Origin of the sequence: Paractinoplanes rishiriensis, assembly GCF_016862375.1 — a bacterium.
Taxonomy (GTDB): domain Bacteria; phylum Actinomycetota; class Actinomycetes; order Mycobacteriales; family Micromonosporaceae; genus Actinoplanes; species Actinoplanes rishiriensis.
The window spans coordinates 60,831-87,410 of record NZ_BOMV01000069.1 but is presented as its reverse complement, the minus strand read 5'-3'; the positions used below and the strand labels follow the sequence as shown (position 1 = coordinate 87,410).

General features: G+C 72.3%; 24 protein-coding genes. 12 read left to right on the top strand and 12 right to left on the bottom strand.

Going from position 1 to position 26,580, the window contains the following annotated elements:
* Positions 1 to 87 precede the first annotated feature (87 nt).
* From Ari01nite_RS32420 to Ari01nite_RS32390, 7 genes are all read right to left on the bottom strand, one after another.
* Positions 88 to 1,161, bottom strand: a complete 1,074-nt coding sequence (locus Ari01nite_RS32420; RefSeq protein ID WP_203786041.1) for a succinate dehydrogenase/fumarate reductase iron-sulfur subunit — start codon at positions 1,159 to 1,161, stop codon at positions 88 to 90.
* A complete protein-coding gene (locus Ari01nite_RS32415) occupies positions 1,161 to 3,077 on the bottom strand; it encodes a fumarate reductase/succinate dehydrogenase flavoprotein subunit (protein WP_203786040.1) in 1,917 nt (638 codons plus the stop codon). The genes Ari01nite_RS32420 and Ari01nite_RS32415 overlap by 1 nt, the downstream gene beginning before the upstream one ends.
* 14 nt (positions 3,078 to 3,091) lie before the next feature.
* Positions 3,092 to 3,898 (bottom strand): succinate dehydrogenase subunit SdhC, encoded by an 807-nt coding sequence (gene sdhC, locus Ari01nite_RS32410; RefSeq protein WP_203786039.1) that lies wholly within the window; start codon positions 3,896 to 3,898, stop codon positions 3,092 to 3,094.
* A 175-nt stretch (positions 3,899 to 4,073) separates the two neighbouring features.
* Positions 4,074 to 4,946, bottom strand: a complete 873-nt coding sequence (locus Ari01nite_RS32405; protein ID WP_203786038.1) for a hypothetical protein — start codon at positions 4,944 to 4,946, stop codon at positions 4,074 to 4,076.
* Between the two features lie 88 nt (positions 4,947 to 5,034).
* The gene (locus Ari01nite_RS32400; protein ID WP_203786037.1) at positions 5,035 to 6,504 is read right to left on the bottom strand and encodes a TldD/PmbA family protein; all 1,470 of its coding nucleotides are present in this window, start codon (positions 6,502 to 6,504) and stop codon (positions 5,035 to 5,037) included.
* Entirely contained in the window at positions 6,501 to 7,928 is a 1,428-nt protein-coding gene (locus Ari01nite_RS32395) for a TldD/PmbA family protein (RefSeq protein ID WP_203786036.1), read from the bottom strand. The genes Ari01nite_RS32400 and Ari01nite_RS32395 overlap by 4 nt, the downstream gene beginning before the upstream one ends.
* A gap of 185 nt (positions 7,929 to 8,113) precedes the next feature.
* A complete protein-coding gene (locus Ari01nite_RS32390) occupies positions 8,114 to 9,907 on the bottom strand; it encodes a prolyl oligopeptidase family serine peptidase (protein WP_438872261.1) in 1,794 nt (597 codons plus the stop codon).
* 154 nt (positions 9,908 to 10,061) lie between these two features.
* On the opposite strand from Ari01nite_RS32390, the gene mshB reads away from it, so the two are divergent.
* From mshB to Ari01nite_RS32370, 4 genes are read left to right on the top strand one after another with little or no spacing between them, the layout of a single operon-like run.
* Positions 10,062 to 10,964, top strand: coding sequence for an N-acetyl-1-D-myo-inositol-2-amino-2-deoxy-alpha-D-glucopyranoside deacetylase (mshB, locus tag Ari01nite_RS32385; protein WP_203786034.1), 903 nt, complete (start codon positions 10,062 to 10,064; stop codon positions 10,962 to 10,964).
* A complete protein-coding gene (locus Ari01nite_RS32380) occupies positions 10,961 to 11,578 on the top strand; it encodes a hypothetical protein (RefSeq protein ID WP_239163220.1) in 618 nt (205 codons plus the stop codon). The genes mshB and Ari01nite_RS32380 overlap by 4 nt, the downstream gene beginning before the upstream one ends.
* A 28-nt stretch (positions 11,579 to 11,606) precedes the next feature.
* Complete coding sequence (locus Ari01nite_RS32375) at positions 11,607 to 13,397, top strand: VanW family protein (protein ID WP_203786033.1); 1,791 nt, start codon at positions 11,607 to 11,609, stop codon at positions 13,395 to 13,397.
* Between the two features lie 22 nt (positions 13,398 to 13,419).
* Positions 13,420 to 13,890, top strand: coding sequence for a hypothetical protein (locus tag Ari01nite_RS32370; protein ID WP_203786032.1), 471 nt, complete (start codon positions 13,420 to 13,422; stop codon positions 13,888 to 13,890).
* An 80-nt stretch (positions 13,891 to 13,970) separates the two neighbouring features.
* Here Ari01nite_RS32370 and Ari01nite_RS32365 read toward each other — a convergent pair whose 3' ends face one another.
* Positions 13,971 to 14,936 carry a GNAT family N-acetyltransferase gene (locus Ari01nite_RS32365; protein ID WP_203786031.1) on the bottom strand — a complete coding sequence of 322 codons (966 nt, stop codon included), beginning with the start codon at positions 14,934 to 14,936 and terminating at the stop codon, positions 13,971 to 13,973.
* An 83-nt stretch (positions 14,937 to 15,019) separates the two neighbouring features.
* On the opposite strand from Ari01nite_RS32365, the gene fdxA reads away from it, so the two are divergent.
* From fdxA to Ari01nite_RS32330, 7 genes are all read left to right on the top strand, one after another.
* A complete protein-coding gene (fdxA, locus tag Ari01nite_RS32360) occupies positions 15,020 to 15,346 on the top strand; it encodes a ferredoxin (RefSeq protein WP_239163219.1) in 327 nt (108 codons plus the stop codon).
* Positions 15,343 to 16,434: a succinyldiaminopimelate transaminase gene (gene dapC / locus Ari01nite_RS32355; protein WP_239163236.1), complete on the top strand. Its 1,092-nt coding sequence runs from the start codon at positions 15,343 to 15,345 to the stop codon at positions 16,432 to 16,434. The genes fdxA and dapC overlap by 4 nt, the downstream gene beginning before the upstream one ends.
* Before the next feature lie 75 nt (positions 16,435 to 16,509).
* The gene (locus tag Ari01nite_RS32350; RefSeq protein WP_203786029.1) at positions 16,510 to 16,926 is read left to right on the top strand and encodes a hypothetical protein; all 417 of its coding nucleotides are present in this window, start codon (positions 16,510 to 16,512) and stop codon (positions 16,924 to 16,926) included.
* On the top strand, positions 16,923 to 18,377 hold the full coding sequence (locus Ari01nite_RS51025; protein WP_203786028.1) for a hypothetical protein: 1,455 nt from the start codon (positions 16,923 to 16,925) through the stop codon (positions 18,375 to 18,377). Before Ari01nite_RS32350 ends, Ari01nite_RS51025 begins: the two co-directional genes overlap by 4 nt.
* Positions 18,377 to 19,495, top strand: coding sequence for a S8 family peptidase (locus tag Ari01nite_RS32340; RefSeq protein ID WP_203786027.1), 1,119 nt, complete (start codon positions 18,377 to 18,379; stop codon positions 19,493 to 19,495). Before Ari01nite_RS51025 ends, Ari01nite_RS32340 begins: the two co-directional genes overlap by 1 nt.
* A gap of 20 nt (positions 19,496 to 19,515) precedes the next feature.
* Complete coding sequence (locus tag Ari01nite_RS32335) at positions 19,516 to 20,160, top strand: SIMPL domain-containing protein (RefSeq protein WP_203786026.1); 645 nt, start codon at positions 19,516 to 19,518, stop codon at positions 20,158 to 20,160.
* Positions 20,161 to 20,210: 50 nt separating this feature from the next.
* Positions 20,211 to 21,614 (top strand): DUF4407 domain-containing protein, encoded by a 1,404-nt coding sequence (locus Ari01nite_RS32330; protein ID WP_203786025.1) that lies wholly within the window; start codon positions 20,211 to 20,213, stop codon positions 21,612 to 21,614.
* Between the two features lie 33 nt (positions 21,615 to 21,647).
* Here Ari01nite_RS32330 and Ari01nite_RS32325 read toward each other — a convergent pair whose 3' ends face one another.
* Positions 21,648 to 22,286 (bottom strand): hypothetical protein, encoded by a 639-nt coding sequence (locus Ari01nite_RS32325; RefSeq protein ID WP_203786024.1) that lies wholly within the window; start codon positions 22,284 to 22,286, stop codon positions 21,648 to 21,650.
* An 851-nt stretch (positions 22,287 to 23,137) separates the two neighbouring features.
* Here Ari01nite_RS32325 and Ari01nite_RS32320 point away from each other — a divergent pair.
* A complete protein-coding gene (locus Ari01nite_RS32320; RefSeq protein ID WP_203786023.1) occupies positions 23,138 to 23,872 on the top strand; it encodes a class I SAM-dependent methyltransferase in 735 nt (244 codons plus the stop codon).
* On the opposite strand, the gene Ari01nite_RS32315 is transcribed toward Ari01nite_RS32320, so the two are convergent.
* The 3 genes from Ari01nite_RS32315 to Ari01nite_RS32305 form a co-directional block, all read right to left on the bottom strand.
* Positions 23,823 to 24,551 (bottom strand): carbon-nitrogen hydrolase family protein, encoded by a 729-nt coding sequence (locus Ari01nite_RS32315; protein WP_203786187.1) that lies wholly within the window; start codon positions 24,549 to 24,551, stop codon positions 23,823 to 23,825. The genes Ari01nite_RS32320 and Ari01nite_RS32315 overlap by 50 nt on opposite strands.
* The gene (locus Ari01nite_RS32310; protein ID WP_239163218.1) at positions 24,548 to 25,297 is read right to left on the bottom strand and encodes a class I SAM-dependent methyltransferase; all 750 of its coding nucleotides are present in this window, start codon (positions 25,295 to 25,297) and stop codon (positions 24,548 to 24,550) included. Before Ari01nite_RS32310 ends, Ari01nite_RS32315 begins: the two co-directional genes overlap by 4 nt.
* Before the next feature lie 208 nt (positions 25,298 to 25,505).
* Positions 25,506 to 26,555, bottom strand: a complete 1,050-nt coding sequence (locus Ari01nite_RS32305; protein ID WP_203786022.1) for a DNA polymerase III subunit beta family protein — start codon at positions 26,553 to 26,555, stop codon at positions 25,506 to 25,508.
* Positions 26,556 to 26,580: the final 25 nt, after the last annotated feature.

Genomic DNA, 26,580 nt, shown 5'->3' with positions numbered 1-26,580 from the left:
GGGAGCGTGGCCGCTGCTGTTGGGTGGTGCCCGGACGCGTACCGCCCAAAAAGGAAGGCCGCCGACCTCGCAGCCGGCGGCCTTTCGTCAGTGCCTTTTTTCCTCGGGCTCGGCTTCGGGCTCGTCCTCGTCCTTGCCGGGCGCGGGGTGGTTGTAGACCAGGTGGCCGGGTGCGAGCGGGAACTCCTGATCGCCGAACGGGCTCGGGCCGCCCTGGTGGGGTAGCGCCAGCTCGGCTACGTCCATGCGGCCGTCGTCGCGGACCGGTGGGGCCTCGGGCGGGCGGGCGCTCGAGAACGGGGTGCCGGCCGCGACACCGGTGACGCCGGTGGACGTGCTCGGGGCCATCGACTGGCCGGTTGAGTAGCCCGTCGCCTGGGCCGAGGCATGGGCGGGCTGGTCGGACAGCTGGTCGCGGCGGAGGATCTTGCGGCCGAGCCAGACCAGGGGGTCGAAGCGGTTGTCGACGACGCGTTCCTTCATCGGGATGATCGCGTTGTCAGTGATCTTGATGTGCTCGGGGCAGACCTCGGTGCAGCACTTGGTGATGTTGCAGTAGCCCATGCCCTGGCTGTCCTGCGCGTAGTCCTTGCGGTCGTCGCGCGCGTCGAGCGGGTGCATGTCCAGCTCGGCGGCGCGGATGAAGTACCGCGGGCCGGAGAACGCCTTCTTGTTTTCCTCGTGGTCGCGCACCACGTGGCAGGTGTTCTGGCAGAGGAAGCACTCGATGCACTTGCGGAACTCCTGCGAGCGCTCGACGTCGATCTGCTTCATCCGGTATTGACCGGGTGCGACGCCGGCCGGCGGGGCGAAGGACGGGGTCTCGCGCGCCTTCTGGTAGTTGAACGTGACGTCGGTGACCAGGTCGCGGATGACCGGGAAGGTCCGCAGCGGCGTGATCGTGACGGTCTCGGTCTCCTCGAAGGTGGACATCCGGGTCATGCAGCCCAGCCGGGGCATGCCGTTGATCTCCATGGAGCAGGACCCGCACTTGCCGGCCTTGCAGTTCCAGCGGCAGGCGAGGTCGGGTGCCTGGGTCGCCTGGATCCGGTGGATGATGTCCAGCACGACCTCGCCGTCGTTCACCTCGACGTCGTAGTCCTGGATCTCGCCTCCGGCCTCGTCGCCCCGCCAGACGCGGAAGTGACGTTTGGTGCCCATTACTTCGCCTCCGTCTTGCTCGTCGCGTCGAACTCGCCCAGCTCGCCCTCGGTCAGGTATTTCGACAGCTCGGTGCGGTCGAACAGCTCGACCAGCTCCGCGCGCATCCGGGGCAGCGGCTTGCGCTCCAGGTGCACGTCGCCGCCCTCGTCCAGCGAGCAGACCAGGTTGACCTTGCGCCACTCCGGGCTCATCTTGGGGAAGTCCTCGCGGGTGTGCCCGCCGCGCGACTCCTCGCGCTCGAGCGCCGCCTTGGCCGTGCACTCCGAGACGACCAGCATGTTGCGCAGGTCGAGCGCCAGGTGCCAGCCCGGGTTGTAGCGCCGGCCGCCGGTCGCGCCGACGTTGGCCACCCGCTGCTTGAGCTCCTGGAGCCGCTTGAGCGCGTCGCTCAGTTCGCCCTCGCGCCGGATGATGCCGACCAGGTCGCCCATCACCGCCTGAAGATCTTGCTGGAGCGTGTACGGGTTTTCGCCGCTCTGCCGCTGGAGCGGGGCGAGTGCCACGTCGAGCGCCGCCTCGACGTCGGAGGTGGCGACCTTGGGCCGCTTGCCCAGGGCGTCCACGTACGCCGCCGCGTGCTCGCCCGCCCGCTTGCCGAAGACCAGCAGGTCGGACAGCGAGTTGCCGCCGAGCCGGTTGGAGCCGTGCATGCCGCCGGACACCTCGCCGGCCGCGAACAGGCCCTCGACCGTGCCGGACGCGGCCGTGGTGTCCGGGTCGACCTCGACGCCGCCCATCACGTAATGGCAGGTCGGGCCGACCTCCATCGGCTCCTTGGTGATGTCGACGTCGGCCAGCTCCTTGAACTGGTGATGCATCGACGGCAGGCGCTTGATGATGGTCTCGGCCGGCATCCGGGTGGAGACGTCCAGGAAGACGCCGCCGGACTTGGTGCCGCGGCCCGCCTTGACCTCGCTGTTGATCGCCCGGGCCACCTCGTCGCGGGGCAGCAGCTCGGGCGGGCGGCGGTTGTTGTCCGGGTCGGTGTACCAGCGGTCGGCCTCCTCCTCGGTCTCCGCGTACTGCTTGCGGAAGACGTCGGGGACGTACTCGAACATGAACCGCTTGCCGTCCGAGTTGCGCAGCACGCCGCCGTCGCCCCGGACCGACTCGGTGACCAGGATGCCCTTGACGCTGGGCGGCCAGACCATGCCGGTCGGGTGGAACTGGAGGAACTCCATGTTGATCAGCGTGCCGCCGGCCCGCAGCGCGAGCGCGTGGCCGTCACCGGTGTACTCCCAGGAGTTCGAGGTGACCTTGTAGCTGCGGCCGACGCCGCCGGTGGCCAGCACCACGGCCGGCGCCTCGAGCAGGATGAACTCGCCGGACTCGCGGTAGTAGCCGAAGGCGCCCGCGACCTTGTCACCGTCGAGCAGCAGCTCGGTGACGGTGGTCTCGGCGAAGACGCGGATCTTCGACTCGTAGTTGCCGGTCTCGGCGAAGTCTTCCTGCTGCAGCGAGACGATCTTTTGCTGCAGAGTCCGGATCAGTTCGAGGCCGGTGCGGTCGCCGACGTGGGCGAGACGTGGGTATTCGTGGCCGCCGAAGTTGCGCTGCGAGATCTTGCCGTCCTTGGTGCGGTCGAACAGCGCACCGTAGGTCTCCAGCTCCCAGATCCGCTCCGGGGCCTCCTTGGCGTGCAGCTCGGCCATCCGGAAGTTGTTGAGGAACTTGCCGCCGCGCATGGTGTCGCGGAAGTGCACCATCCAGTTGTCGCGCGAGTTCACGTTGCCCATCGCGGCGGCCGCGCCGCCCTCGGCCATCACCGTGTGCGCCTTGCCGAACAGCGACTTGGAGATGATCGCCGTCTTCTTCCCGGCCAGCCGGGCCTCGATGGCGGCGCGCAGGCCGGCGCCGCCGGCGCCGATCACGACGACGTCGTAATAGTGCCGTTCGATGCGTGTTGTGGTCATCGTCGTCGCTCCTCTCAGCCGACAAACCGCAGGTCGGAGAACCAGCCGGCGGCGAGGGCCATGACGTAGAAGTCGGCGAGCGCGAGCGTGCCGAGGGTGATCCAGGCAAGCTGCATGTGCTTCGTGTTCAGCTTGGACACGAAGGTCCAGAACCGATAGCGCACCGGGTGCTTGGAGAAGTGCTTGAGCCGGCCGCCGGCGATGTGCCGGCAGGAGTGGCAGGACAGCGTGTAGGCCCAGAGCATCACCACGTTGGCGACCAGGATGACGTTGCCGAGCCCGAAGCCGAACCCGGACGGGCTGCGGAACGCGATGATGGCGTCCCAGGTGTTGATCAGCGCGATGATGCCGGCGGCGTAGAACGCGTACCGGTGGATGTTCTGGAAGATCAGCGGGAACCTGGTCTCACCGGTGTATTTCTGGTGCCCGTCCGGCACGGCACAGGCCGGCGGCGACAGCCAGAACGCCCGGTAGTAGGCCTTGCGGTAGTAGTAGCAGGTAAGCCGGAACAGCAGCAGGAAGGGCAGGCTGAGCGCGGCCTCGGGGATGAGCCATAAGGCTGGCAGCGGGGTGCCGAAATGAGCCGCCTCGGGCACGCACCGATCGGTGATGCAGGGCGAATAGAACGGCGTGAGGTAGTTGTAGTCCTCCACGTAATACCACTTGTGCATGAAGACCCGGACGGTCGCGTAGAGAACCCAAGCCCCGAGCCCGACGAAGGTGACAAGTGGGGGAAACCACCATCGGTCGGTGCGCAACGTTTTTGCCGCGATCGCTGCGCGTGCGCGCCCCGCATCCGGCTTCGTTGCCGTCGTCGTCATTCCGATCTCCTGACGTGCCTGTCATGTGACCCGGCTGTTAACGGGCGGGCACGCCCCACAGCCGCCGTGCATCCGTGATGTGTGGCACACGTTACGCCGGGCGTGAGACAGTTTGCGGCTCAGGGATGATGTCTATGTCACAAACCCGGGGGGTTGCCCTCGGTTTGCGCCTGGCTCAGAGCTCCGGAGCGGCCAGCCGGCGCAACGGTCCGCCACACGACGCGGGTGACCATGCTTCCAGTTCCGTGGCCACCGGGGTGCCGCCGCTGGTCTCCGGGGCGACATAGAAGGCGGGGCCCTGCTTCTCCAGCGCGTCGGCATAGACGGTGCGCGCGTCCAGCAACTGCCGCCAGCCGTCCTCCTCGCGGTCGCTGCGCAGCTGGATCACGTAGATCCGGACGGCCGCGTTCTCGTCCCGGATCGCGGCGGCGCGCTGCTTCGGGCCGGTGGTGGCGCCGGGCGGGATGAGGCGGTTGAGCCGGCGCTCCAGCTCGATGCAGTCCGTGTCGCGCAGGTGCCGGACCTCGCGGGCGTCGGCGGCCTGATCCCGTACGTCGTTGACCGAGGAGACGATCGAGAGGGCGCCGGCGCACAGCGCGATCACGATGACCGCGGCGCCGAGCGCGATGGCGGCCACGAACCAGCGGCGGCGCCGGCGGGTGTCGGTGGTGGCGGCCGGTGTGGCGAGGTTCCAGAAGCGGCGGCGGGGCTTCGGGGTGGCGGCCGTGCCGGCCGCGGGGTGGGCCGGGTCTGCGGGGTGGGCCGGGTCTGCGGGGTGGGCCGGGTCTGCGGGGTGGGCCGGGTCCGCGGGGTCCGTTGAGCTGCTCGCACCGGCCGAGCTACTGGCCGAGCTGCTGGTCGACCACGAGCTGCCCGTGTCGGAGCTGCCGGTCCAGGACGAGCCGGTCGGGGCGGGGCTGGCCGGCGCGGGGCTGGTCGGGTCGGCGCTGGAGCCGCTGCTCCAGCTGAAGGAGGAGGCGGCGTCGTCCGACCGCCCGGATGCGAAGCGGCCGGTCGGGGCGTCCTCGTCGCGTGGCGTGTCGCTCACCAGCTCAGTCAAACACGTCGGTCAATGACGTGCCCGACTCGGTTTCCCGCCGAGCCGGGCGCGATCTCAGCCGGAGGGCGTTGCCGGCTCAGCCGGAGGCGTTGCCGGTGATGTTCCAGCTGGCCAGGTGCACCGCGGGTGCCGCGTACCGGACACCCGACCAGCGGTCCGGCAGCAGCACCGACTCGGTGCCCATGCCCAGGACCATGCCGGTGCCGAGCGCCTGCGGGTAGGACTGAGTGAAGCGCATGTTGCTCACCGCCGCGGTGACCTCGCCGTTTTCCACCAGCCAGACCCCGTTCCGGGTCAGGCCGGTGACCACCAGCGTCTTCTGGTCGAGGACCCGGGTGTACCAGAGGTCGCTGATGAGCAGGCCCCGCTCCATCCGGGCGACCAGCGGCCGCGCCGACTCGACGGTCGGGCCGGCCCGGTCGGCGGGGGCGGTCGGCGCCTCGGACGGCGCCGGCGACGCCTCGAGGCGCATGTGCGTGGGCATCGGTCCCCAGGTGCGTGACATCTCCGAGCCGTGGCCGGTCGACTCCGCGCCCACCTCGGCGGCCGAGCGGCGATCGTGCGCCACCGCCTTGGTGGTGCCGTCGCGTACCAGCACCAGCGACTCGCGCGGGGTGCCCTCGATGTCGAACGGCAGCCCGGGCGCCGGCTCGTCGCGGCTGCCCAGCGGCTCGTCCACGATGGTCACCGACGGGTCGAACTGGTCGGTCTCCAACTCGGCGAACGACTCCTGCTGGGCGAATCCCTTGCCGTTGAAGCCGAACATCGCGAGGTTGTTGAGCACGTCGGCCACCGCGTCCGGCTCGAGCACCACCTCGTAGCGGCCGGGCGGCAACTCGACCGGGCGTTCGGCGGCCCGCGCCTTGGCGGCGGCCCGCGCCCCCAGCACCGCGCCGTCCAGGTCGGCGAGCCGGCCGCCGGCCTGCCGGGCCACGCCGTCCGAGCCGTTGAGCCGGGCGATGCCGTCGATCGCCGCCTCCGCGGCGCGGCCCTCGACCGCGTGGCCGAGGCTGTTGGCGAACGCCGCGGAGTTGTAGGTCGTACGGCAGAAACCGGCCGTCTCCAGGCCGCCCGCCGCGCGGACGAAGTCGCGCACCCGCTCGGCCCGCTCGGCCGGGGTGGCCCGCGCCGTCGCCTCGTCGAAGCCGAAGTCGAGCCCGGACCGCTCGCCGGAGCCGTGGTAGCCCGCCGAGGGGCGCAGCGGCGTGGGCGGGACGAGGCCGGGCCAGGTCGGGTCGGCCGGGCTCAGCCGGACCGCCGCGATCGTGCGGTCGACCAGGCCGCGCAACCCGTCCGCCCCGGTGATCGTGGTGGAGCCGGCGGCCGTCCGGCCGTCCAGGTGCAGCCGCAGCCGCACGGTCGTGGTGGCGTCCGCGACGTTCTGGTGGATCATCGAGTTGGCGAACCTGGTCAGCGCCTCGGCGTCGTGCTGCACCATGACCTCGGCCTGGGCGGCCGGCCCGGCGGCGGCCCGGACCAGCTCCACGACCCGGACGGCCAGTTCCAGCTCGGCACCGGTCCGGTTGATGTCTCCGCGCTGCGTCATCCCCGCACTCCCACCCGTACGTTGGTGAACCGGGCCGGCGCCGCCGGGTGACCGGTGTGGCCGACCTGACCGGGCTGACCCTTGCCGCAGTTCGGCGTGCCCCACGGGATGCTCTCCGAGGACAGCATGTCCATCGACTGCCAGAACCGCGGGCCGATGCCGGTGTAGGTCGGATTGCGCAGCAGCCGGCCGCGTTTCCCGTTCTTGATCTCGTATCCGATCTCGCACCCGAACTGGAAGTTGAGCCGCCGGTCGTCGATCGACCAGGACCGGTTGGTCTCCATGTAGACCCCGTCGTCGGTGGCCGCGATGATCTCGTCGAGCGTGTGCGGCCCGGGCTCCAGGCCCACGTTGGTCATCCGCACCATCGGCAGCCGCGCCCAGCCGTCGGACCGCACGCTGCCCGCATAGTCGAGCCCGGCCACCGCGGCCGAGTCGCGCCCGGCCAGCACGCCCACCCAGATGCCGTCGCGGACCGCGTCGCGTTTGGCCGCCGGGGTGCCCTCGTCGTCGTAGCCGAAGCTGCCCAGCGCACCCGGGATGGTCGGGTCGATGGTGATGTTCATCAGCTCGGAGCCGTACCGCAGGGAGCCCAGCTGGTCGAGGTCGAGCCAGCTGGTGCCGGCGAACGCGGCCTCCCAGCCGAGGATGCGGTCGAGCTCGATGGCATGCCCCACCGACTCGTGGATCTGCAGGGCCAGCTGCTCGCTGCCGAGGATGAGCGTCGTCTCGCCGGCCGGGCAGAGCGGCGCGCTGACCAGGGCCTGTGCCTCCTCGGCGGCGAGCGGCGCGTTGCCGATGAGGTCGAGTTCGTCGATCAGCTCCCAGCCGCGGGTGCCGTACTGGTTGCCGTAGGAGCGTCGCTGGATCTCGCCGTCGCCGTACGCGTGCGAGGTGACCCCGCCGCCGCACTCGCGCAGGTGCTGGTCGATGCGGTGCCCGTCGCTGGAGACGAACCATTTCCGGGTGTCCCAGATGTGGTAGTGCGCCTCGGCCAGGTCGGCCCCCGCCTCCTTGGCCGCCGTGGTGGCCCGGACCAGCAGGTCGCCCTTGGTGGTGAGGGACACCTCGAGCGGATCGGTCGCGCACGGGTTGGCCCAGCTGGCCGCCCCGGCACCGGCCGGCACCAGCTCGATCGGCGGCCCCGGCACGGTGGCGCTCGCCGCGGCGATCTGAGCGGCCCGCCGCCCGGCGGCGCGCGCGGCCCCGTCGGAGAGGTCGGGCACCGCGTAGAAGCCCCAGCCGGAACCGACCAGCGCCCGCACGCCAACGCCGGCGCTCTCGTCGGAACTGAGATCTTGGACGTCCCCGTTGCGCGCGGTCATCGACTCGGTCCGCCGCAGCATGATGCGAGCATCGGCATACCGCGCGCCGGCATCGAGAGCAGCCTGCACCGCCGCCGACGCCTCATCGAAGTGGTTCATGCACCGACCCTAGGCGACCGGTACGACACTTCACCGCGGCGGCAGCAACTCCGCCGGCTCGACCGTGGCGACGACGCGTTCGCCCGACCCGGATCTTGTGCATCTGCTGTTCCAGGCGAATGGCAGCTCCACAAGGTCGACGCAACGGCCCGGAGTCGCACGCAGACCGTGAACCCGGATGGTGACTAGATTTCGAGCTGCTCTCCTCGGAGGAAGGCCAACTCCTCCGCAAGGGATGCCTCCGGGACCGACGTGATGCCTGGCAACTGTGCCCCCACCAGCAACAGCGGCCGGGAGTGGTCCGACTCGGCCGCCGCCACCGCCAGGCTGTGGTGGGCGTACACGTCCGCGGCGTCCGCCGGGTCGCCCAGGTAACGCTCCGCGAACGGCGCCGGCAACTCGGACCAGTCGGTCATCGGCTGGTGGGCCACGGCGCGGTGGAAGACCTCCGGGCGGCGCAGCACGGCCATCGCCGCCAGCCAGCCGCCCAGGCCGGTGCCGCGTACGGAGACCCTGCTCAGGTCGAGGTCGGGGTGCTTCCCGACCAGGGTGTGCAGGGCGTCCACCTGGTCCGACAGGGACACGTCGGCCAGACGGCGGTGCACCACCTTCTCGAAGCTCGGCGTCACGCCGGGCGTACCCCGGCCGTCGATGCTCACGACGGCGAAGCCGGCGTCGGCCCACCACTGGCGCTCCTGCCACGCCGCCGGGTCGGTCACCACCTGCTGGTGGCCGGGTCCCTCGCCGAGCGTGACCAGCACCGGGATCCGCGAGCCGCCGACGAAGCCGGCCGGATACAGCACCGCGGACGGCAGCCGGCGGTCGGTGACGCGTTCGAGCACGGGCTGCGGGTGGTAGGGCAGCGGCGCCACGTGCGAGCGCAGGGTGGCGACCCGGGCGTCGGCGCGCCACACCGTGCCGTCGATGACCAGCACGTCGCCGGCGGCCTCGGCCCGATGCCAGCCGGGGGTCACGCTGATCTTGCGGGCCTCCGCTCCGCCGCCGCCGAGAGAGGTACGCACCCGGAAGACCGACTGGGCCGCCGGGTCGCCGTCGGTGCCCTCCACCACCAGGTCGGGCGCGCCGGACGGGGCGCCGGTGCGGGGCAGCGTGCCGACCACCCGGCGTACGTACAGGCCGGGCGGGGTGAGCAGGCTGCCGTCGGCGAACAGGCAGCGGGCGTCGAAGCCGTCGTGCGCCAGTTCGCCGCCGACCAGCACCCGGCCGTCCGGCAGGTGCCTCGGGGTGCCGTCCACCGGTTCCACCCAGCGCGAGTCGGCCAGTTCGGCGTGCACCTGGGTCTCGCCGGTGCGCGGGTCGATGGCCAGCACCAGGCCGTGCTGCTGCATCCGCCGCAGCACGGTGATCAGCGGGCCGCTGCCGTCGGCCCAGCGCACATTGACCACGTACGGGTACGTCTCGCGGTCCCAGTGCACGTCCACCCAGCCCTCGTCCAGGTCGAGCAGGTGCAGGCTGGTCGCGCCGGCGGTCCGTGCCGCCAGGATCTGGCTGCCGTCCGGCGCCCACCACCAGCCGCGACACCGGCCGAACTGGACCGCGGCCGGGTCCGGCACGCCCCACGAGACGGTGCCGCCGTGCTCGCGCCAGGCGGTGCCGGGCTCGCCGGCCAGCAGGCGGTCGCCGTCCGGGCCGACGACCCGCAGCGAGGCCGAGCCGCCGGCGCCGGTCACGTACCCGATGTGGTGGCCGATCGGGTCGGGTCGCGGGTCCTCGGCCGGCTGGTCGGTCGGCACCTCGGTGACCCCGCCGCCGATCAGGTCGGCGCGGAACAGGCGGCCGTCCCGGGCGAACGCCGCGGTCCGGCAGTCGCGGTCCACCGCGTACCGCCGAACGGGTCCCGGCGCGACCAGCGCCTCGGTCGCGGAAGCGACGGTCAGCACCCACAGCGCGGCGTCCGGATCCTCGGGTCCGGAAGAGCGCAGGAAGGCCACCCGGCCGCCGTCCGCGCCGATCGTCACGGCGTGCGGCGCGCCGTAGCTGAAGTGACCGGTGCGACCGGCGAGTCCGGGGTAGTCCACGTGCCCAGCATCGCTGATCACGGCCTCGTTCCGCCCCGCAAACTCGCAGCCCGGCTCGGGAAAGCTGTCGGTGCCCCCGCGTAGAGTTGCGGCCGTGACAGACGCCCTGCCCGCCCGCCGCCTGCTGTTGGTGCACGCCCACCCCGACGACGAGGTCACCGGCACCGGCGCCACCATGGCCCACTACGTCGCCTCCGGCGCGCACGTGACGCTCGTGACCTGCACGCTCGGCGAAGAGGGCGAGATCCATGTGCCGGCGCTGTCCCGGCTGGCCGCCGGCGAGGCCGACCAACTGGGTGGTTACCGCCTGGTCGAGCTCGAACGGGCCTGTGCCGCACTCGGCGTGACCGACGTCCGCCTCCTCGGCGGCGCCGGGCGTTACCGCGACTCCGGCATGATGGGCCTGCCCACCAACGATCACCCGCGGGCGTTCTGGCAGGCCGACGTCGACGAGGCAGCCGCTCACCTGGTGCAGATCATGCAGGAGATCCAACCCCAAATCATGATCACGTACGACGAGAACGGCTTCTACGGCCATCCGGACCACATCCAGGCCCACCGGGTGGCGATGCGCGCGGCCGAGCTGGCCGGTCCGGCCGCCCCGGAGAAGATCTACTGGACCGCCATGCCGCTGAGCGTGCTGCGCGAGGGCATGGCGGCGTTCCGCGAGCTCGACGACAACCCGTTCGCTGACGTGGAAAAGGTGGAGGACCTCCCGTTCGGCCACGGCGACGACGAGATCGCGGCCCGCCTCGACGGCACCGACTACTACCAGCAGAAGGTCGCTGCCATGCGCGCGCACGCCACCCAGATCCCGGACAACTCGTGGCTGTACGGCATCGCTGGCGACTTCGGCGGCGAGTTCATGGGCGTGGAATATTTTCGCCTGGTCAAGGGCGAGCGCGGCCCCGGCGAGGGCCCGCACAACTGGGAGAGCGACCTGTTCAGCGGCCTGGGCGCCGACCGGCCCGTGATAGCCGACGCGGCCGTCAGATGAGCCGCGCCGAGGCCGACGCGACCGGCCACCCACCGCAGGCCCAGTCTCCGCAGGCCCAGTCTCCGCAGGTAGGGCCGCCGGCGTTGGAGCAGACCGAGCCGACCGGGATCGTGGGCGCCGAGGCTGCCGGGTCGGCGGGCGGTCCGGACGCCGAGCCGACCGGCCCGCCTACCCCGCCCCGGCCGCCGTGGGCGGGCTGGGATCCGCTGATCCGGGTGGCCGGCGTGGTGGTCTCGATCGTCGCGACCATCGTGACCGGGGTCCTCGAACTGTTTCTCACCCCGCTGCGGGCCGGTGACTTCGTCTCGATCTGGGGCGGTGCGTCGATCGGCTCCGGCCGGGGTCCGGTGATCGGGCTGGGGATTCTCTTCGCGGTGGTGGCCAACTACCTGATCGCCTGGTTCGCGGTCGGCACCACCGGCCGCCGCTGGGCGCTGGGCCCGCCGTGGGCGCTGTGGACGCTGCTGATGATGTTCGCGGCCGGCACCCGCACCCCCGAGGGCGACTACCTGCTTGGCGGCGACGACTGGGTGGCCATGGTGATGATCCTGGCCGGGAGCTTGAGCTTTGCGGTGTACGCCTATCGGATGATCTTGAGAGGGGTGTCGCGCTGACCGAGCCCCAGGGCTCGTTTCCGAAGGTGTGACGTCGATTACCCCACGGTCCGCCGAAAGGCTCGACGTCCGCCGTGCGGTGCTGGTCGGCGCGCTGGCCACCGTCCTGTGCACGTTGCTCGGCCTCGGCGCCTGGGCGGTGAACGGCGACCTCCCGCGCGGCACCCGGATCCTCGGCGTCGACCTCGGCGGCCTGGCCCGCAACGACGCCGAACACCGCCTGCGCGAGCACCTGACCCGGCACGGCCACCACCCGGTGCGCCTGCGCCTGGACGGCCACCCGGTCGAACTGGCCGCGACCGAGGTGGGTCTGCGGGTCGAGGTGGCCCTGTCGGTGGGCCGGGCGATACGCGGCCGGCTCAGTCTGATCGGCCATCACGAGGTACCGCCGGTCGTGCTGGTCGACCGCGCCCGCCTGGAGTCGGCCCTGCGCGCCCGCCTGAACCCCGGCCGCGTCACCGTGCGCCCGCCCGCCATCACCTTCGCCGGTCGCGAGCCGCGCCCGACCTACCCACGAGCCGGCCTCGACCTGGACGTCGACCTGGCCATCCGGCAGATCCGGCACGCCTGGCCGGTGGGCGCGGCCGCGGACGTGCCGCTGGTCACCCGCACCCCCGCGACAACCGCCGCCGAGGTGGACGCCCTGATCGACGACGTGGCCCGGCCGGCCGTGGCGGCGTCGGTCACCGTCCGCGCCGGCCGCGCCAAGGCCCGCCTGTCCCGCGACGCCATCGCCCGCAGCCTGGTCTTCCGCGCCGACCCGTCGGGCCGCCTGACCCCCGTAATCGACCCGCGCCGGCTCGGCGGCGCCGCCGCCGACCGCCTGGCCACCCTGCGCACGCCACCACGGACGGCCCGGATCGCGGCGCCGCCCCCGGGCGCCGCGGAGGGCCAGCCGCGTCCAACGAAGACCGGCCCGGATGACCGGGCGCGGCCCGCGGAGAGACCACAGCCGGACCCGGAGGTCCGGACGGTCGCACGGGTCGGCGGGGAGTCCGTCGATCTGGAGCGCCTCGCGGCCGACCTGCTCCCGGTGCTGCGCGAGCCCGCACCCCGCGAGGTCACCGGCATCCTGCGCCGCACCGATCCGGGCTCCGCCGACGCCGACCTTGCCGCGCTCGGCATCCGCGAGCCGGTCGCCACCTTCACCACCTATTTCACCGGCGGCCGCCGGTCTCCGCGCAGCCAGAACATCGTCACCATCGCGGCCCGCGTGGACGGCGCGATCGTGCGTCCCGGCGAGACCTTTTCGCTGAACGCGCACACCGGCGAGCGCAACTACGCGGCCGGCTACCGGGACGCCCCGGTCATCGTCGGCGGCCGGCTCGAACCCGGCGTCGGCGGGGGTGCCTCCCAGTTCGCCACCACGCTGTTCAACGCCGCCTACTACGCCGGCCTCGAGGACATCGAGCACAAGCCACATTCGTTCTATTTCAGTCGCTACCCGGCGGTCATCGAGTCGACGATCTTCTACCCGACCCTGGATCTGAAGTTCCGCAACACGACCCCGTACGGAATCCTGATCGACACCGCCACCACGGGCCGCTCGGTGACCGTCGCGATGTGGGGCACCCGGCTCTACGACAGCGTCGTGACCGAATACGGGCCGCGGCGCCGGCCGACCAGCCCGGCGACCGTGCACCGGCCGGCCGGGCCGCGCTGCCTAACTAGCAGCGGACTCCCAGGTTTCACCCAGGATGCGTGGCGCGTCATCCGCAAAGATAGCCGTGAGGTCGAGCGTCAGAGGTTCACCTGGCGTTACGATCCCGAGCCACGATTCGTGTGCGGCGCGACGCCGAAACGGGGCGCGACGCCGTAGGGAAATGTCCCGGGGAGGACACATGAGGCATCAGCGCTGGTTCCCGCCCGCCGCGCTGGCGGTCGGCTTGTTCGCCATCAACGTGGCAGCCCGCCTGATCATTCGCCTCGGCTTCGACGGTAACGACCAGGCCGAGAGCCGTGCCACCATCATCATGTTCGCCGTGCTCGGTCTGCTGCTGGCCGGCTATACCTTCGTCGCCTGCCAGCGCAAACGCCCGTCCGGCTGGCTGCTGCCGGACGTGGTCGGCGGCGCGGTCGGCGGCCTGCTGCTGACCGTCCTGGTCGGACCGTTCATCAGCGGCGGCCAGCCGTTCGCCAGCGGCGCCGGCGACTTCTTCTTCCAGGTCTGGCTGTACGCCGGCTTCACCATCGCGGGCACGCTGCTCGGCTACTGGATCGCCGTGGTGCTCGGCCGCGACTACCGGTCGCGCTCGCTGGCCGCGTACGCGAAAACCGCAACCGTCAAACCGCGCAAGGTGGTCCGCCGCTAGACAGCTTCCGGGGTCGAGTTCGGCCCGCTGCGGAACCTTTGGTCACGGTCGGAGCCCGAAGTCCAGGACCCGGAAGCGCTCTAGGCCGGGGGCGCTTCGCGGGTCAGGTATGTGTGGTGCGTGCTGAAGCCCAGCCGGCCGTACAACCCGACGGCCGCCGTGTTCCGCTCCTCCACCTGCAGGTAGGCCCGGTGGCTGCCGTGCTGCGCCGCCCACCGGGCCAGCTCGCCGGTCACCTGCCGGGCGATGCCGCGCCGGCGTGCGGCCGGCGCGGTCTGCAGCAGCGAGATGCCGAGCCAGCGGTCCGGGCCGGTCACCGCGCCGCGGGCCACCGCTAGCAGGCTCCCGTCGGCGTCCCGCACGTGCGCGAAGACCAGGCCGGGTACGCCGGTGAGGATGCGCACCGCGGCGGCCGGCAGGGTGCCCTTGTGCTCGGCCACCATGGCGTACCAGTCGTCGGACGGCGCGTCGGCCAGGTCGACCGGCGGCAGGTCACCGCGGGCCGGCATCTCGGCGAGCAGCCGGGTCAGCGACGCGGTCTGCACCAGGGTGAGCGGCCGGGACGTCCAGCCGCGCTGGTCCAGCGCCGCGTTCACCGGTGCGGCCAGCGGCATCGGCGCGTTGATCAGTGGATGCTGACCGTGATCGCGGTACCACTGCTCGACACCGTCGATGGCGGCCTCAAGCGTGCGGTCCGGGTCGCCCACGGCCAGCGCGGAGTTGGCCCGGCCGGTCCAGTTGCCGGCCGCCCGCAGGATCCAGCCGCCCAGCCGGGACTGGATCGGTGCGGGCCAGGCATCGTTGGCGGCGAGTTCGAGCGCCACCACGTCGGAGGCTGGTGGGCGACGGGCCGCCGGCACCCGTTTGGCCCGGTGCACCTCCTGCAGCGGCACCCGCACCATGCCCTTCGCGGTGGCGATAGTGAGATCCGTCTCGGTGAGGTCGACAAGCTCGCCCAGTGCATCCGAATACAGCGTGCGTTCCTGGGTGGCGCCTACAATCCGGCGTACCACCACCCGGTGTCCCACATCCTGCCGACGGAGCACGTGTCACCTCCTCCGGCGGAGATACTAGGCTCTGCAATTGTCGCCGGCTGTTCTTCCGGCGTGGCTTTGGAGGGGAAAGACCCGTGACCTACATCATCGCTGAGCCGTGCGTCGATGTGCTCGACAAGGCATGCATCGAGGAATGCCCGGTCGACTGCATCTACGAGGGCAACCGGATGCTCTACATCCACCCCGATGAGTGCGTCGACTGCGGGGCCTGTGAGCCGGTCTGCCCGGTCGAGGCGATCTTCTACGAGGACGACGTCCCGGAGCAGTGGAAGGACTACACGAACGCGAACTACGAGTTCTTCGAGGACCTCGGTTCGCCGGGTGGCGCGTCCAAGGTCGGCAAGATCGACAAGGACACGACGTTCGTGGCCGGTCAGCCGCCGCGCGGGGACTCGCACTGAGCGCAGCCGCGCCGGCCCTTCCGGACTTCCCCTGGGACCTGCTGGAGCCGGCGAAGACCAGGGCCGCGGCGCACCCGGACGGCATCGTCGACCTGTCGGTCGGCACGCCGGTCGACCCGGTTCCGGCGCTGATCCGGCGTGCGCTGGCCGAGGCGTCGGACGCGCCCGGCTATCCGCTGACCGCGGGCACGCCGGCGCTACGTGCGGCCATCGCCGGCTGGCTGGCCCGGGCCTGCGCCGCGTCCGGCGAGCTGGGCGTGCTGCCCACCATCGGTTCCAAGGAACTGGTCGCCTGGCTGCCCACCCTGCTCGGGGTGGGCGCCGGCGACGTCGTGGTGATCCCGTCGGTGTGCTATCCGACGTACGAGGTCGGCGCCCTGCTGGCCGGCGCGACCGTGGTGCGGTCCGACTCGCTCACCGCGCTGGGGCCAGACCCCCGGGTGAAGCTCGTCTGGATCAACTCACCGTCCAACCCGACCGGCCGGGTGCTGCCCGCCGAGCACCTGCGCAAGGTGGTCGACTGGGCCCGCGAGCGCGGCGCCATGGTGGTCAGTGACGAGTGTTACCTCGCTCTCGGCTTCCAGACCCGGCCGGTGTCGGTACTCGACGACGCGGTGACCGGCGGCGACTACACCGGCGTGTTGTCCGTGCACTCGCTGTCCAAGCGCTCCAACCTGGCCGGCTACCGGGCCGGCTTCCTCGGCGGCGACCCGGCCCTGATCGGCCGCCTGCTCGCGGTCCGCAAGCACGCCGGCATGATCGTGCCGGCCCCGGTGCAGGCCGCGATGATCGCCGCGCTGTCCGACGAGATCCACGTCGACGAGCAGCGCGAGCGGTACGCCGCCCGGCGCGACTCGTTGCGTACCGGTCTGGTCAAGGCTGGTTTTGAGATCAGCCATTCGGAGGCCGGTCTCTACCTCTGGGCGACCCGCGGCGAGGACTGCTGGCAGACCGTCGACTGGCTCGCCGAGCGCGGCATTTTGGCAGCTCCGGGCGCTTTCTACGGGCCGGCGGCGGCGCGGCAGGTGCGCATCGCATTGACCGCCACCGATGAGCGAGTGGCGGCCGCGGTGGCCCGCCTGACCTGACACGGGGTATCGCCAGGTCGACAGGTGTCGCTACCCTCGTGGCGTTAAAGACGACGACGCTACGGGGAGGCGGTCGTGGGCGACGGGGTGCGCGTCGAGACCGAGGGACTGGACAACTTCGCTAACAGGGTCCAGGACGATACAAGTCGGACGCTCGAGAGCGGCTATTCACGGGCCAGTGTGGACCTGTCCGGGGGCGTGCGGTTCGGCGCGGGTAATGCGGGCGGCGGCGTGCATGCCGCCAAGACCCGCTATGCGCAGAGCCTTCAGGCGTCGAGCGCCAACATCGTGGCCTACATGGACGCCGCCCGGATTCTGGCCGCGGCGGCCGCCAAGGTCGCGGTCGCGTTCGACAGCACTGACGGCACCGCCGCGCAGCGCACCGACCAGGTCCACGATGCCCTGACCACCGCGGTCACCGAGGCGCAGCAGCGCCGGGTGGAGGCGGACGGCCATCCGACCACCCGCGGGGGAGGGGCGAGAGCGGTATGAGCGACCCGGTACTGACCAGCAGCTGGTGCACGAACTGGGGCGCGTTCAACACGCCCCGGCTGTGGTCGATGGTGATGAACGAGGACCGGACCGTGGGCGAGCAGCAGGCGGACGCCTGGCGTTCACTCGCCGACTCGGTGCGCGCGCAGCGTGACGCGCTCGTCAAGGCCAAGACCGACCTGGCGGCGGCGTGGCCGCCGGAGGACAACACCTCGGCCACCGCGTTCGTGGCCGAACTGGACATTCTGATCAACCGGCTCACCACCGCGGCGGCGGATGCCGACTCCACCGCGGGCGGCCTGGAAAACATCGTCGGGGCGCTGCAGACCGCCAGGTCGACGATCGAGCCGCTCTGGGAGGAGTACAAGGACAAGAGCACCGACTGGACGCCGAACTGGTGGGACGAGGCCGAGGACGAGATCGACGTCAAGGCCCGCAACGCGATGATCGCCGCCGAGGCCCGGATCCAGGAATCGGTCGTGCTGCTCAAGGTCCCGGAGAAATACCAACTGGCCATCGAGGACGGCAGCGGCGGTGACCCGGGCGATCCGGGCGGCGGCAACCCGACGACATACCGGGGTGGCCCGGGCGGTGGTGGCGGCGGCGCCATCAGCGCCTCGGTGCCGCACAGCCCGCCGCCGCCCCTGCCCGGCCAGGACGCGTTCGTGCCGGACGGCACGATCGCCGACATCAACACCCCGGGCCTCGACACCGGCGTGGGCTCGGGCATCGGCTCGGGCGTCGGTGCCGGCGGACCCGACCTGGCGGGGGTCATCCAGCCGGGCCAGCCGCCGGTCCTGCCCGGCGTCGAACCGCCGCACACCCTGCCCGGCCCCGGCCCGCTGCCGAGCAACGTCGGACCCGGTCCGACCCCGCCGCTGCCCGGCCTCCTGCCCTCCACCGGCGGTGGCGGCGGCCTCGTTCCGCCCGGCCCGGGCGGCGGCCGGGGCGTGCAGCGGGCGGGCGTGCGCCCGGCCGGCACGCCGACCCGGCTGCCCTCGGGCGCGGTCATCGGCGAGGGCGGACTCGGCGGCGGTCGCGGCCTGACCGGCGGCGCACCCGTCGGCATGGGCGGCGCCGGCCGCAGCCCGGCCCGTGGCCCGGGCGCGCGCGGAGCGGGTGTGGGCTCGTCCGGCATCGGCGGATCCGGTGTGGGCGCGTCCGGCGGCGTCGGCGGTGCGGGCGGTCGCGGTGCCGCCCCCCGCAAGGCCGTGCCGCGCCCGTCCTGGCTGCCCAACGACCCGGTCGGCCCCGATCGGCACAACGCCGGGCCGGGCGGGATGGCCGGCGCACCCGGCAGGGCCGGTCGCCGCACCCGCGCCGAGGACGACCAGGCCGGGTTCGACCCGGACAACCCGTGGGAGGTCGCCGAGGGCGTCGAGCCGGTGATCCTGCCGGGTCACGGCGACGCCCGGATCGACCCCGGCCCGAATGTGATCGGCTGGCGCTAGTGATCCAGTTTCTCCGGCGGGGCGGTGCCGCTCTCGGTGCCGCCCTGTTCGCCGTCCTGCTAACCGGCCTGCTCACCGGGGCCCCGGCCCGGGCCGACCGGCAGCGCGACGCGCAGTGGTACGTCGCCCCCATGAAGCTGCCCGAGGCCCAGAAACTGGGCAAGGGCGGCGAGGGCGTGGTCGTCGCGGTCATCGACACCGGGGTGGACACCAAGCACCAGGACCTGCGCGGTGCCGCGGTGCCGGGCCGGTACACGGCGGTCAACGGGCCCGACGACGATCTGGACAGCGGCCCGCACGGCACCGGGATGGCCGGGCTGATCGCGGGCCGTGGGCACGGCTCGGGCGACGGCCTGCTCGGCGTCGCGCCGCGCAGCAAGGTCATGCCGATCCGCCCGGTGGCCGACGGCGTGCTGATCGCGGACGGCATCCGCTGGGCGATCGACAACGGCGCCAAGGTGATCAATATGTCGTTCCAGCTCGAGCTGGAGTCCGACGTGGTGGCCCGGGCGATCGCCGAGGCGGTGGCCGCCGACGTGGTGGTCGTCGCGGCGGTGGGCAACGACGGCGGCGAGGTCGACGAGCCGGCGGTCTTCCCCGGCGCGCTCGGCGTCGGGTCGGTCGACCGCAACAACCGGGTGTCCTCGTTCTCCAACCGGGGCGAAGGGGTCGACCTGGTCACCTACGGCTCGGTCATGCCGGTGGCCGCTCCGGGCAACAAGTACGGGCGCAGCGAGGGCACCAGCAACTCGGCCGCCCTGGTCTCCGGGGTGGCGGCCCTGATGCGGGCGCGCTATCCCGACATGTCCGCGGCCGAGGTCGTCGACCGGCTCACCGGCACCGCCGTGGACCGCGGTGCCCAGGGCCGGGACAACCTCTACGGCCACGGCCAGCTCGACGTGATCGCCGCGCTGACCGCCCCGCGTACGCCTCCCTCGAAAGCGCCGGTGACCGCGACCGCCACGCCCGGCCTGCCGGCGGACGGCCCGCCGATCGTGTCCGAGCCGATCGTCGAGCGCCGTGGCATTCCGCCGTTCCTGATCATCGGGTTCGGCCTGCTGCTGCTGATTCTGGCGCTGGCCGCGCTGATGATCCTGCGCGCCCGGCGGAACCGCTGAGCGACGGTAGCCTCGAAGCCATGCCCGAGCAGCCGATGGTCGTGGTCCGCGGTGAGGCCGTCCGCGAGGTCCCGCCCGAGATCGCCAGCTTCACGGTCACCGCGACGGTCCGCGACCGCGACAAAGAGACGGTGCTGACCCGGCTCGCCGAGCGTGCGGCCGGCGTCCGCCTGGCCCTGGACGGCTACGGCGAGACGATCGAGCGGCGCGAGACCGGCGGGGTCGAGGTCTACCCCGAGGTCAAGCGCGAGCGCAAGACCGTGGGCTACGTGGGCCGGGTGGCCACCACGGTGACCGTGACCGACTTCGCCGCGCTGGGCGAGATGCTGCTGCGGCTCGCCGCGCTCGACGATGTCGCGGTGGCCGGGCCGTGGTGGCAGTTGCGGGTGGGCAGCACGGCCGGCGCCGATGTCCGGCGGGCCGCGATCGCCGACGCGCTGGCCCGCGCCCGGGAGTATGCGGAAGCGGTGGGCAGCCGGGTCGAGCGGCTCGTCGAGATCGCCGACGAGGGCGCCGGTGGAGCGTCACCGGTGATGTTCCGGGCCGGTGCCGCCGAGATGGCCTACGACACGGCCGGCGGCCTGGATCTCGATCCGCAGCAGCAGACGGTACGGGCTTCTGTGGTGGTTCGCGTCGCGATCACCGAGCCGGACCTGACCGGGTGATCCGCCCGTTTCGTCCACGCATGCCCTTCTGATCCGTAAGACTCGGCCTCATGCCGAGGGCACGCAGACACGTGCTGCTGAGGGTGGCGAACGTCAACCCGGACAGCGTGAACACGCACACCGATCGGGTCCTGTACTCCGCGATCGGCGTCTTCATCGTGCTGTATTTCGTGTACGCCACGGTCGGCGGTGCCGCGTTCATCGATGCCAGCTCGAATTACCAGCATCCCTGGTACCGCTGGCTGATCGGCCCGCTGGTGGCGGCCGGTGTGGTGGCGTACGACCGGGCTGTGGTCGGCCGGGTGGCGATCAGCTACGAGAAACTCGACTCCACCGACCCCCAGGAGTTCCTGCGCAAGCCCACCATCGGCCTGTACCTCGGCCGGCTAGGCCTGGCCGTGCTGTTCGCCGTGATCATCACCGAGCCGCTGATGCTGGCCCGCTACCAGGGTGAGATCGACTCCCGGCTCAACGAGGTGCACAACCAGCAGCTCAGCCGGATCGACACCACCGGCGTGATCGCCACCTGGACGGCCCGGCTCCAGCAGCTCAAGAAGGAGACCACGGCCGACGACGCGGCGGTGCGCGACCTCACCAACCGGGCCGCGCAGAAGCGCCACGACGCCCGGCTGCTCTACCAGCAGGCCGTCGCCGACTCCGAGGGCGCCGGGGTGTCCCGCTCGGCCGGCTGCCCGCGCGGCGGGTACTGCCACGAACTGGTGCAGCGGTCCCGCGGGCTGGACGACCAGGCCGAGGTGCTGGACCGGCAGGCCGGCCGGCTGCTCGACACGCAGCGGGCCGCGCGCGACGCCCGGACCGCCGAGCAGGTGCAACTCGCCCAGCAGATCGGCGAACAGCGGCAGACGAACAGCGAGAAGGTCCGGGCCGATGCCGGGTTCGGTGCCCGGACCGCGGCCATGTGGTACCTGATGACCAGCGACTTCTGGGGCGTCGGCATCTTCTACCTGGGGATCACGCTGTTGCTGGTGGCGCTGGACTGCGCGGCGGTCGGCCTCAAGTTCGTCTCCCGCGGCAACGCGTACGAGCGGAACGAGGCCCGCATCGCCCGGCGGCGCGAGCACGAAGCGGCGCTGCTGCACGAGCGGGAGATCCACGACGCGCGGACGTACGGTGCGGCGATGGCCCGGGTGGTGGCCGAGGGGATCGAGGCCGCGGCCCACGACGAGGCGGTAGCCCGGGAGTCGGCGGCGCGGGCCAGTGCGGTGTTGCGTACCTCGGTGGCGGTGCCGGAGGAGGTGCGCAAGATGGCCGCGCACGGCGGCCGGCACTACCGCCCGCTGCGGAACGAGTTGCTGGGACCGGCCGCGGACGACGCCGAGCAGGCGGCCCGCAACGGGCGGCACCGGCGGTCCCTGCATCCGCCGGTGGTCATCAATGAGGACGTACGGGTGCTGCCGGGCTCCCCGCCGGGCCGGCACTACAACGGCGAATAACCGGGCCGGCACTACAACGGCGAGTAGGCCGCCTCACACCGATCGGCGGCTCACCCCGGACGCCTGGATCGGCACCGTGAAGACCCCGCCGGCGCACTCCGGGTTGGCATCCGGCCGCATGGTCAGCGCCGCCGGGATGGTGTACGCACCGATCGTGTTGCGCGGCACCTCCCAGGACACCGCGAACCGTTTCCGGGCGACCGTCACACCCGACTCCTTGCAGCCCGCGTCCCGATGCTCGTCGTCGGCCACGATGTTGCCCGCCCCCGGGGTGACCGCGGTGATCCGGATCGGGAAGTCGTAGTCGTTGGTGACCGTCACCGTCATGTTGCCGGTCTGCCCCGGCATCAGCGGATGGTTGAGGTCGGACCGGGCCCGCAGCGCGAGTTCGACGACGGTTTCGGCGCTGGCCGGCCCGGTGTGCGAGCCGGTGATCCGCCAGTACATCCACGCGGCACCGGCGTTCACCACGATCGCCGCGACCGCCGCGCAGGAGAGAATGGCCCGAGTACGCCCGTCCACCCGCCGCCGGCCCAGGTCGCCCGGGTGGCGCACCTCCCAGGTCGGCTCCTCGTGATCGGCCGGGCTGAGCTCGATCGGCTGGGGACGCCGGACGGTTTCGTCCTTCTTGGCCGCGTCGAGCCGCCGGGTGAGCGCCTCGAGCCGGATCATGAGGACGCCTCACGGGTGAATGCGGCGGGCCGGCTGCTGAGCTTTCGCATGCGGGCGCGTTCCTCTCAGGGACGGGTGGGGGACTGGTTATTCAACGTTCCCCGACGACGCCGGGTCGTGTGATCGGCATTCCGTCCTCGTTGTGCCCGCTTATATCGCACAGGTGCAACTGTCCGGCTTACCCCTGATGGGGGACCCTTCGAATCGCGCTGACCAGCGGTTTCATGGTGATCTACGTGGTGCGGCGCCAACTCCGTCCTTCGCCGTGGGTCAATTAACCGTGGTCACGGCGGGTGTGGCGCGAGCTACTTCTTTCGGGTGCCCGGGAAAGGCGACGGCCGTTATCCGGAAAGCGCAAACCGATGCGTCCGTTCCGCGAATGCCGGTAAACCCACCCGGACGGCTTAATCCGTCCGCGCACAACGAATAGATCGGGCCCCCGGCGACGGGACCGGCGCCGGGGACCCGATCAGTCCTCACCCGCTCCTGCCACGGGTGAGGCACCCACCGCGGGCCCGGGTTGCTGCCGGAGCTGGTTCCCCCGGTCAGCACGGCGAACCCGGACGCTCCGCGGTGCGGAGGTACGGCGACGGGCGCGGGTCTCGCTCGCCGCCGTACCGGTCCATTTGCCCCCTGTGAACTATTGCCGTGCGTCCACCTTGGCCGATCGGAGCCGAGGCGGCGATCGGGCACAGCGGCAGGCCGGCCCGCCGTTCCGGCTACCCCGGACGGCGGACCCGGCTCCACGGAGGCCCGCCCGCACGGCGGACCCGGCCCCACGCAGGCCCGCCCGCACGGCGGACCTCCGGCCCGAGATGCGCGCTCGGCAGCCCAGCCGTTACGGTCGGTGGATGACCCGAGTCTTCGGTGAGGTGGCATCGACCTATCACGACGTCCGTCCGGGCTATCCGGACGCCGTGCGCTCGGCGATCACCGGCTATGCGGGCGGGCCACCACGCTCGGTCGTCGAGCTCGGAGCCGGCACCGGCAAGGCCACCGCGGTGCTCACCGGGTTCGGCGTGCCGTACACCGCGGTCGAGCCCGACCCGCGGATGGCCGCCGTGCTGCGCGCCAACTTCCCGGCCGTCGAGGTGACCGAGTGCACCTTCGAGGAATGGACGCCGCCGGCCGGTGGCGTCGACCTGATCACCTGCGCCACGGCCTGGCAGTGGATGGAGCCCGAGACTCGCAACCGCCGGGCCTACGACGCGCTCGTGCCGGGCGGCGTGCTGGCGATCCTGGCGCACACCTACGGCATCGCCGACACCGACGAGGCGGCCGCGATCGACGCCCTCTACCAGCGGTTCGACCCGGACGTGCCGCGCCGCGGGGAGCACTGGGTGCGGGCCGACCTGACCGCGGCCGGGCTCTGGCCGGACGTCGAGGACCGCCTGTGGCACACCTACCCGAGCTTCAGCACGGCCCGCTACCAGGCGCTGGTGCGCACGTTCTCGCCGTTCCGCCGGCACGCGCCCGAGGTGCAGGGCCGGCTGCTGGGCGAGCTTGAGGGCCTGATCGAGAGCTTCGGCGGCGTGCTCACCCTCGACCTGACGACGACGCTGACGCTGGCCCGGCGTCCAGCCTGACCCGCACGATCTCGCCGGCCGCCCGGCCGGCCCGCGCGGCGACGGTGCCGTCCGGCCGCCAGATGCCGGACCGGCCGGCGGTCTGCGGAAACGGATCGCCGGTCGGCCCCGCGAAGCAGGCGAACCCCACCCACACGCCGTACGTGCTGCTGATGCGTCGCGCCCGCTCGGCCATCATCTCGTCGGCCTCGGGTTGGTCGGCGGCCCCGGCCAGATAGGCGTCGATGCCCAGCGCGGCGGTCGCCGCCGCGTGATCGGCGATCCCGGTGTCGCGGCAGATCGCCAGCCCGAGCCGCCACCCGTCCACCTCGAGCACCGCGGGCGCCGGTCCGGGCCGGAAGCGGGCCTCGTCGTCGCCGTGCGGATGCTGCTTGCGGTAGACGACCCGGACCCCGTCCCGGTCGACCGCCAGCATCGCGATGTGCGGCCCGGCCACCGGCGCACCGGCCAGCGCGGTCGTGCCGGTCTCGGCGCACGCCGTCACCAGGGGCGCCAGCCGGGAGTCGTCCGGGTCGAGCAGCGGTGCCGCCAACTCGTACCCGGTCAGCGACAGTTCGGGGAACACCACCACCCGGGCGGACGCGGCCCGGACCACGGCGGCGTGCACGGCCGCGTTGCGGGCGACGTCGAGGGAGGTCACCGGCGGCTGGCTGACCGCGACGACCAGCGACCGCGTCAGCGCCGGACCGCCTGCACCAGGAAGCGGTGCGCGGTGACCGTCAGTTCGCCGTGCACCCGCAGGTAGGAGTCGAGGCGGTCGAGGGCCTCGGCGTACCGCTCGGGCGTGAAGTCACGGATCTGCCAGGGCAGGTCGCGCAGCTGGCGCACCACGGAGGCGACGTCGTGGAAGGTGATCGAGGGCCGTTCCTCGCGCACGTCGATCACGTCGAGCCCGGCCTGCTCCAGCGCGGCGGCGGCCGTCTCGCCGGTCCACTGCCGGTGGTAGGGCGGCGGCGCGCCGAGCGCCTCGTTGAGACCGGCCAGGTCGTCGCTGCCGACCTGCTGGCTGAGCAGCCGGCCGCCGGGTCGCAGCAGCCGGCAGATGTCGTCGGCGGGCAACCGGCCGTGCCGGCTCAGCACGAGGTCGAACTCTTCCTCGCCGCCGGGCAGTTCGGTGAGCACCTCGACGCCGAACGGCGCCAGCCGGTCGCGGGCCACCGGGGTGTTGCGGGCCCAGCTCTCCACGGCGACCGTGTGCGGCGGCAGCGGGGCCAGCTCGGCCAGCAGCTCGCCGCTGCCGGTGTCGAGGTCGAGGAGGGCGCTCGCCCGGCGGGTCAGGTTACGGGCCAGATCGGGGTACGACCAGGACGGTTCCCCGGGCCGGCCGTCGAGCCAGGCGAACTCCCACGAGGTGGCGCGCTCGCCGTGGGCAGCCTGCATCGCCGACTCGGCCGAGTCGTCCCGCTGCTGCTGCCGGATGCGCACATGCAGACGGTAGCCAAGTGCCGGGGGTCGGGGCCCCCGTTGTGACACGACTCAAGCGGGAAACATGGTTACGGTATGGCAAACTCGATCCGCTTCAGGATGCCGGGCCAGTAGCGGTGCCGGCCGGCTCAGCGCGAAGCGCCCCGCGAGCTCACCCGCCGGGAGCGGGCCGTCGCGGAGCGCCTCGACGTCAAGCACTATCAGGGGATCAGTGCCGCACCGGCATCAGCAGCGAGAAGCGCGAGTCATCGCCCGGCACCCGTACGGCCAGCGGTTTGATCGGGCCGTCCAGCTCCAGCACCAGTTGACCGGCGCCGCCGGCGTCCAGCGCCTGCAGCAGGAACTCGCGGTTGACCGCCACGTGCTCGTCGGCGCCGGCTGCCCACTCACTCTCGGCGGCCAGGCGCAGGCTTCCCGCGGGGTCCAAGCCCAAGACCGAGACCTGGTACGCGGAACCTTCGTGCTCCCGGATCACGGCCGGCTCGGCGGACACCTGTTCGCGCAGCCTGGCGACGTCCACCACCACCCGGCGTACGTCCGGACCGGACTCGGTCAGGCGCCGGGCGTCGGGATAATCGCCCGGCAGCGGCTTGCTCTCGACGACCGTCCCGCCGGCCTCCGCCCGTACCTCCGCATCGGAAAAATCGAGCGTGACCGGACCGCCCGCCGGCAGCCGACGGACCCGGTCGACGAAGTCGAGCGGCAGCAGGAACCGGCCGGCCGGGCCCTCCACAGCGGCCGGGGCGGTGGCCGTCGCGAGCCGGTAGCGGTCGGTGGCCACCAGCGTCAGCGCCTCCTCGGCGATCTCCGCGAGCACGCAACTGAGCTGCGGAATCGCCGGGTCTTGACCGGCCGCGAAACGGACCGCGTCGAGGGTGGCCGCCAGCGCGGCGGACGGCAGGGTGATCCGGGTCATCAGGTTCTCCTCCAGGTCGAGCAGGGTGTGGATGCGGAGGAGTTCGCGCCGCGCATCGGCCAGGCCGTCCTCGAGACGCCGCCGGTGCCGGTCGAGCTGACGTCGTACGGCATCGGGGTTGTCACCCAGGTCTCGCACCGCCCGCGCGATCTCCGCGACCGGCATGCCCACCCGGCGGAGCCCGGCGATCAGCCGGGCCGCCCGAACCTGGTCGTCGGCATAGCGCCGATAGCCCGTCGCCGGGTCCACCTCGGCCGGCACCAGCACGCCCGCGCCGTCGTAGAACCGCAGCGCGCTGATCGTCAGCCCACTGGCCCGGGCCACCTCACCGATGCCGCGCATGTCTCCTCGCACCCCGCCGACCCTG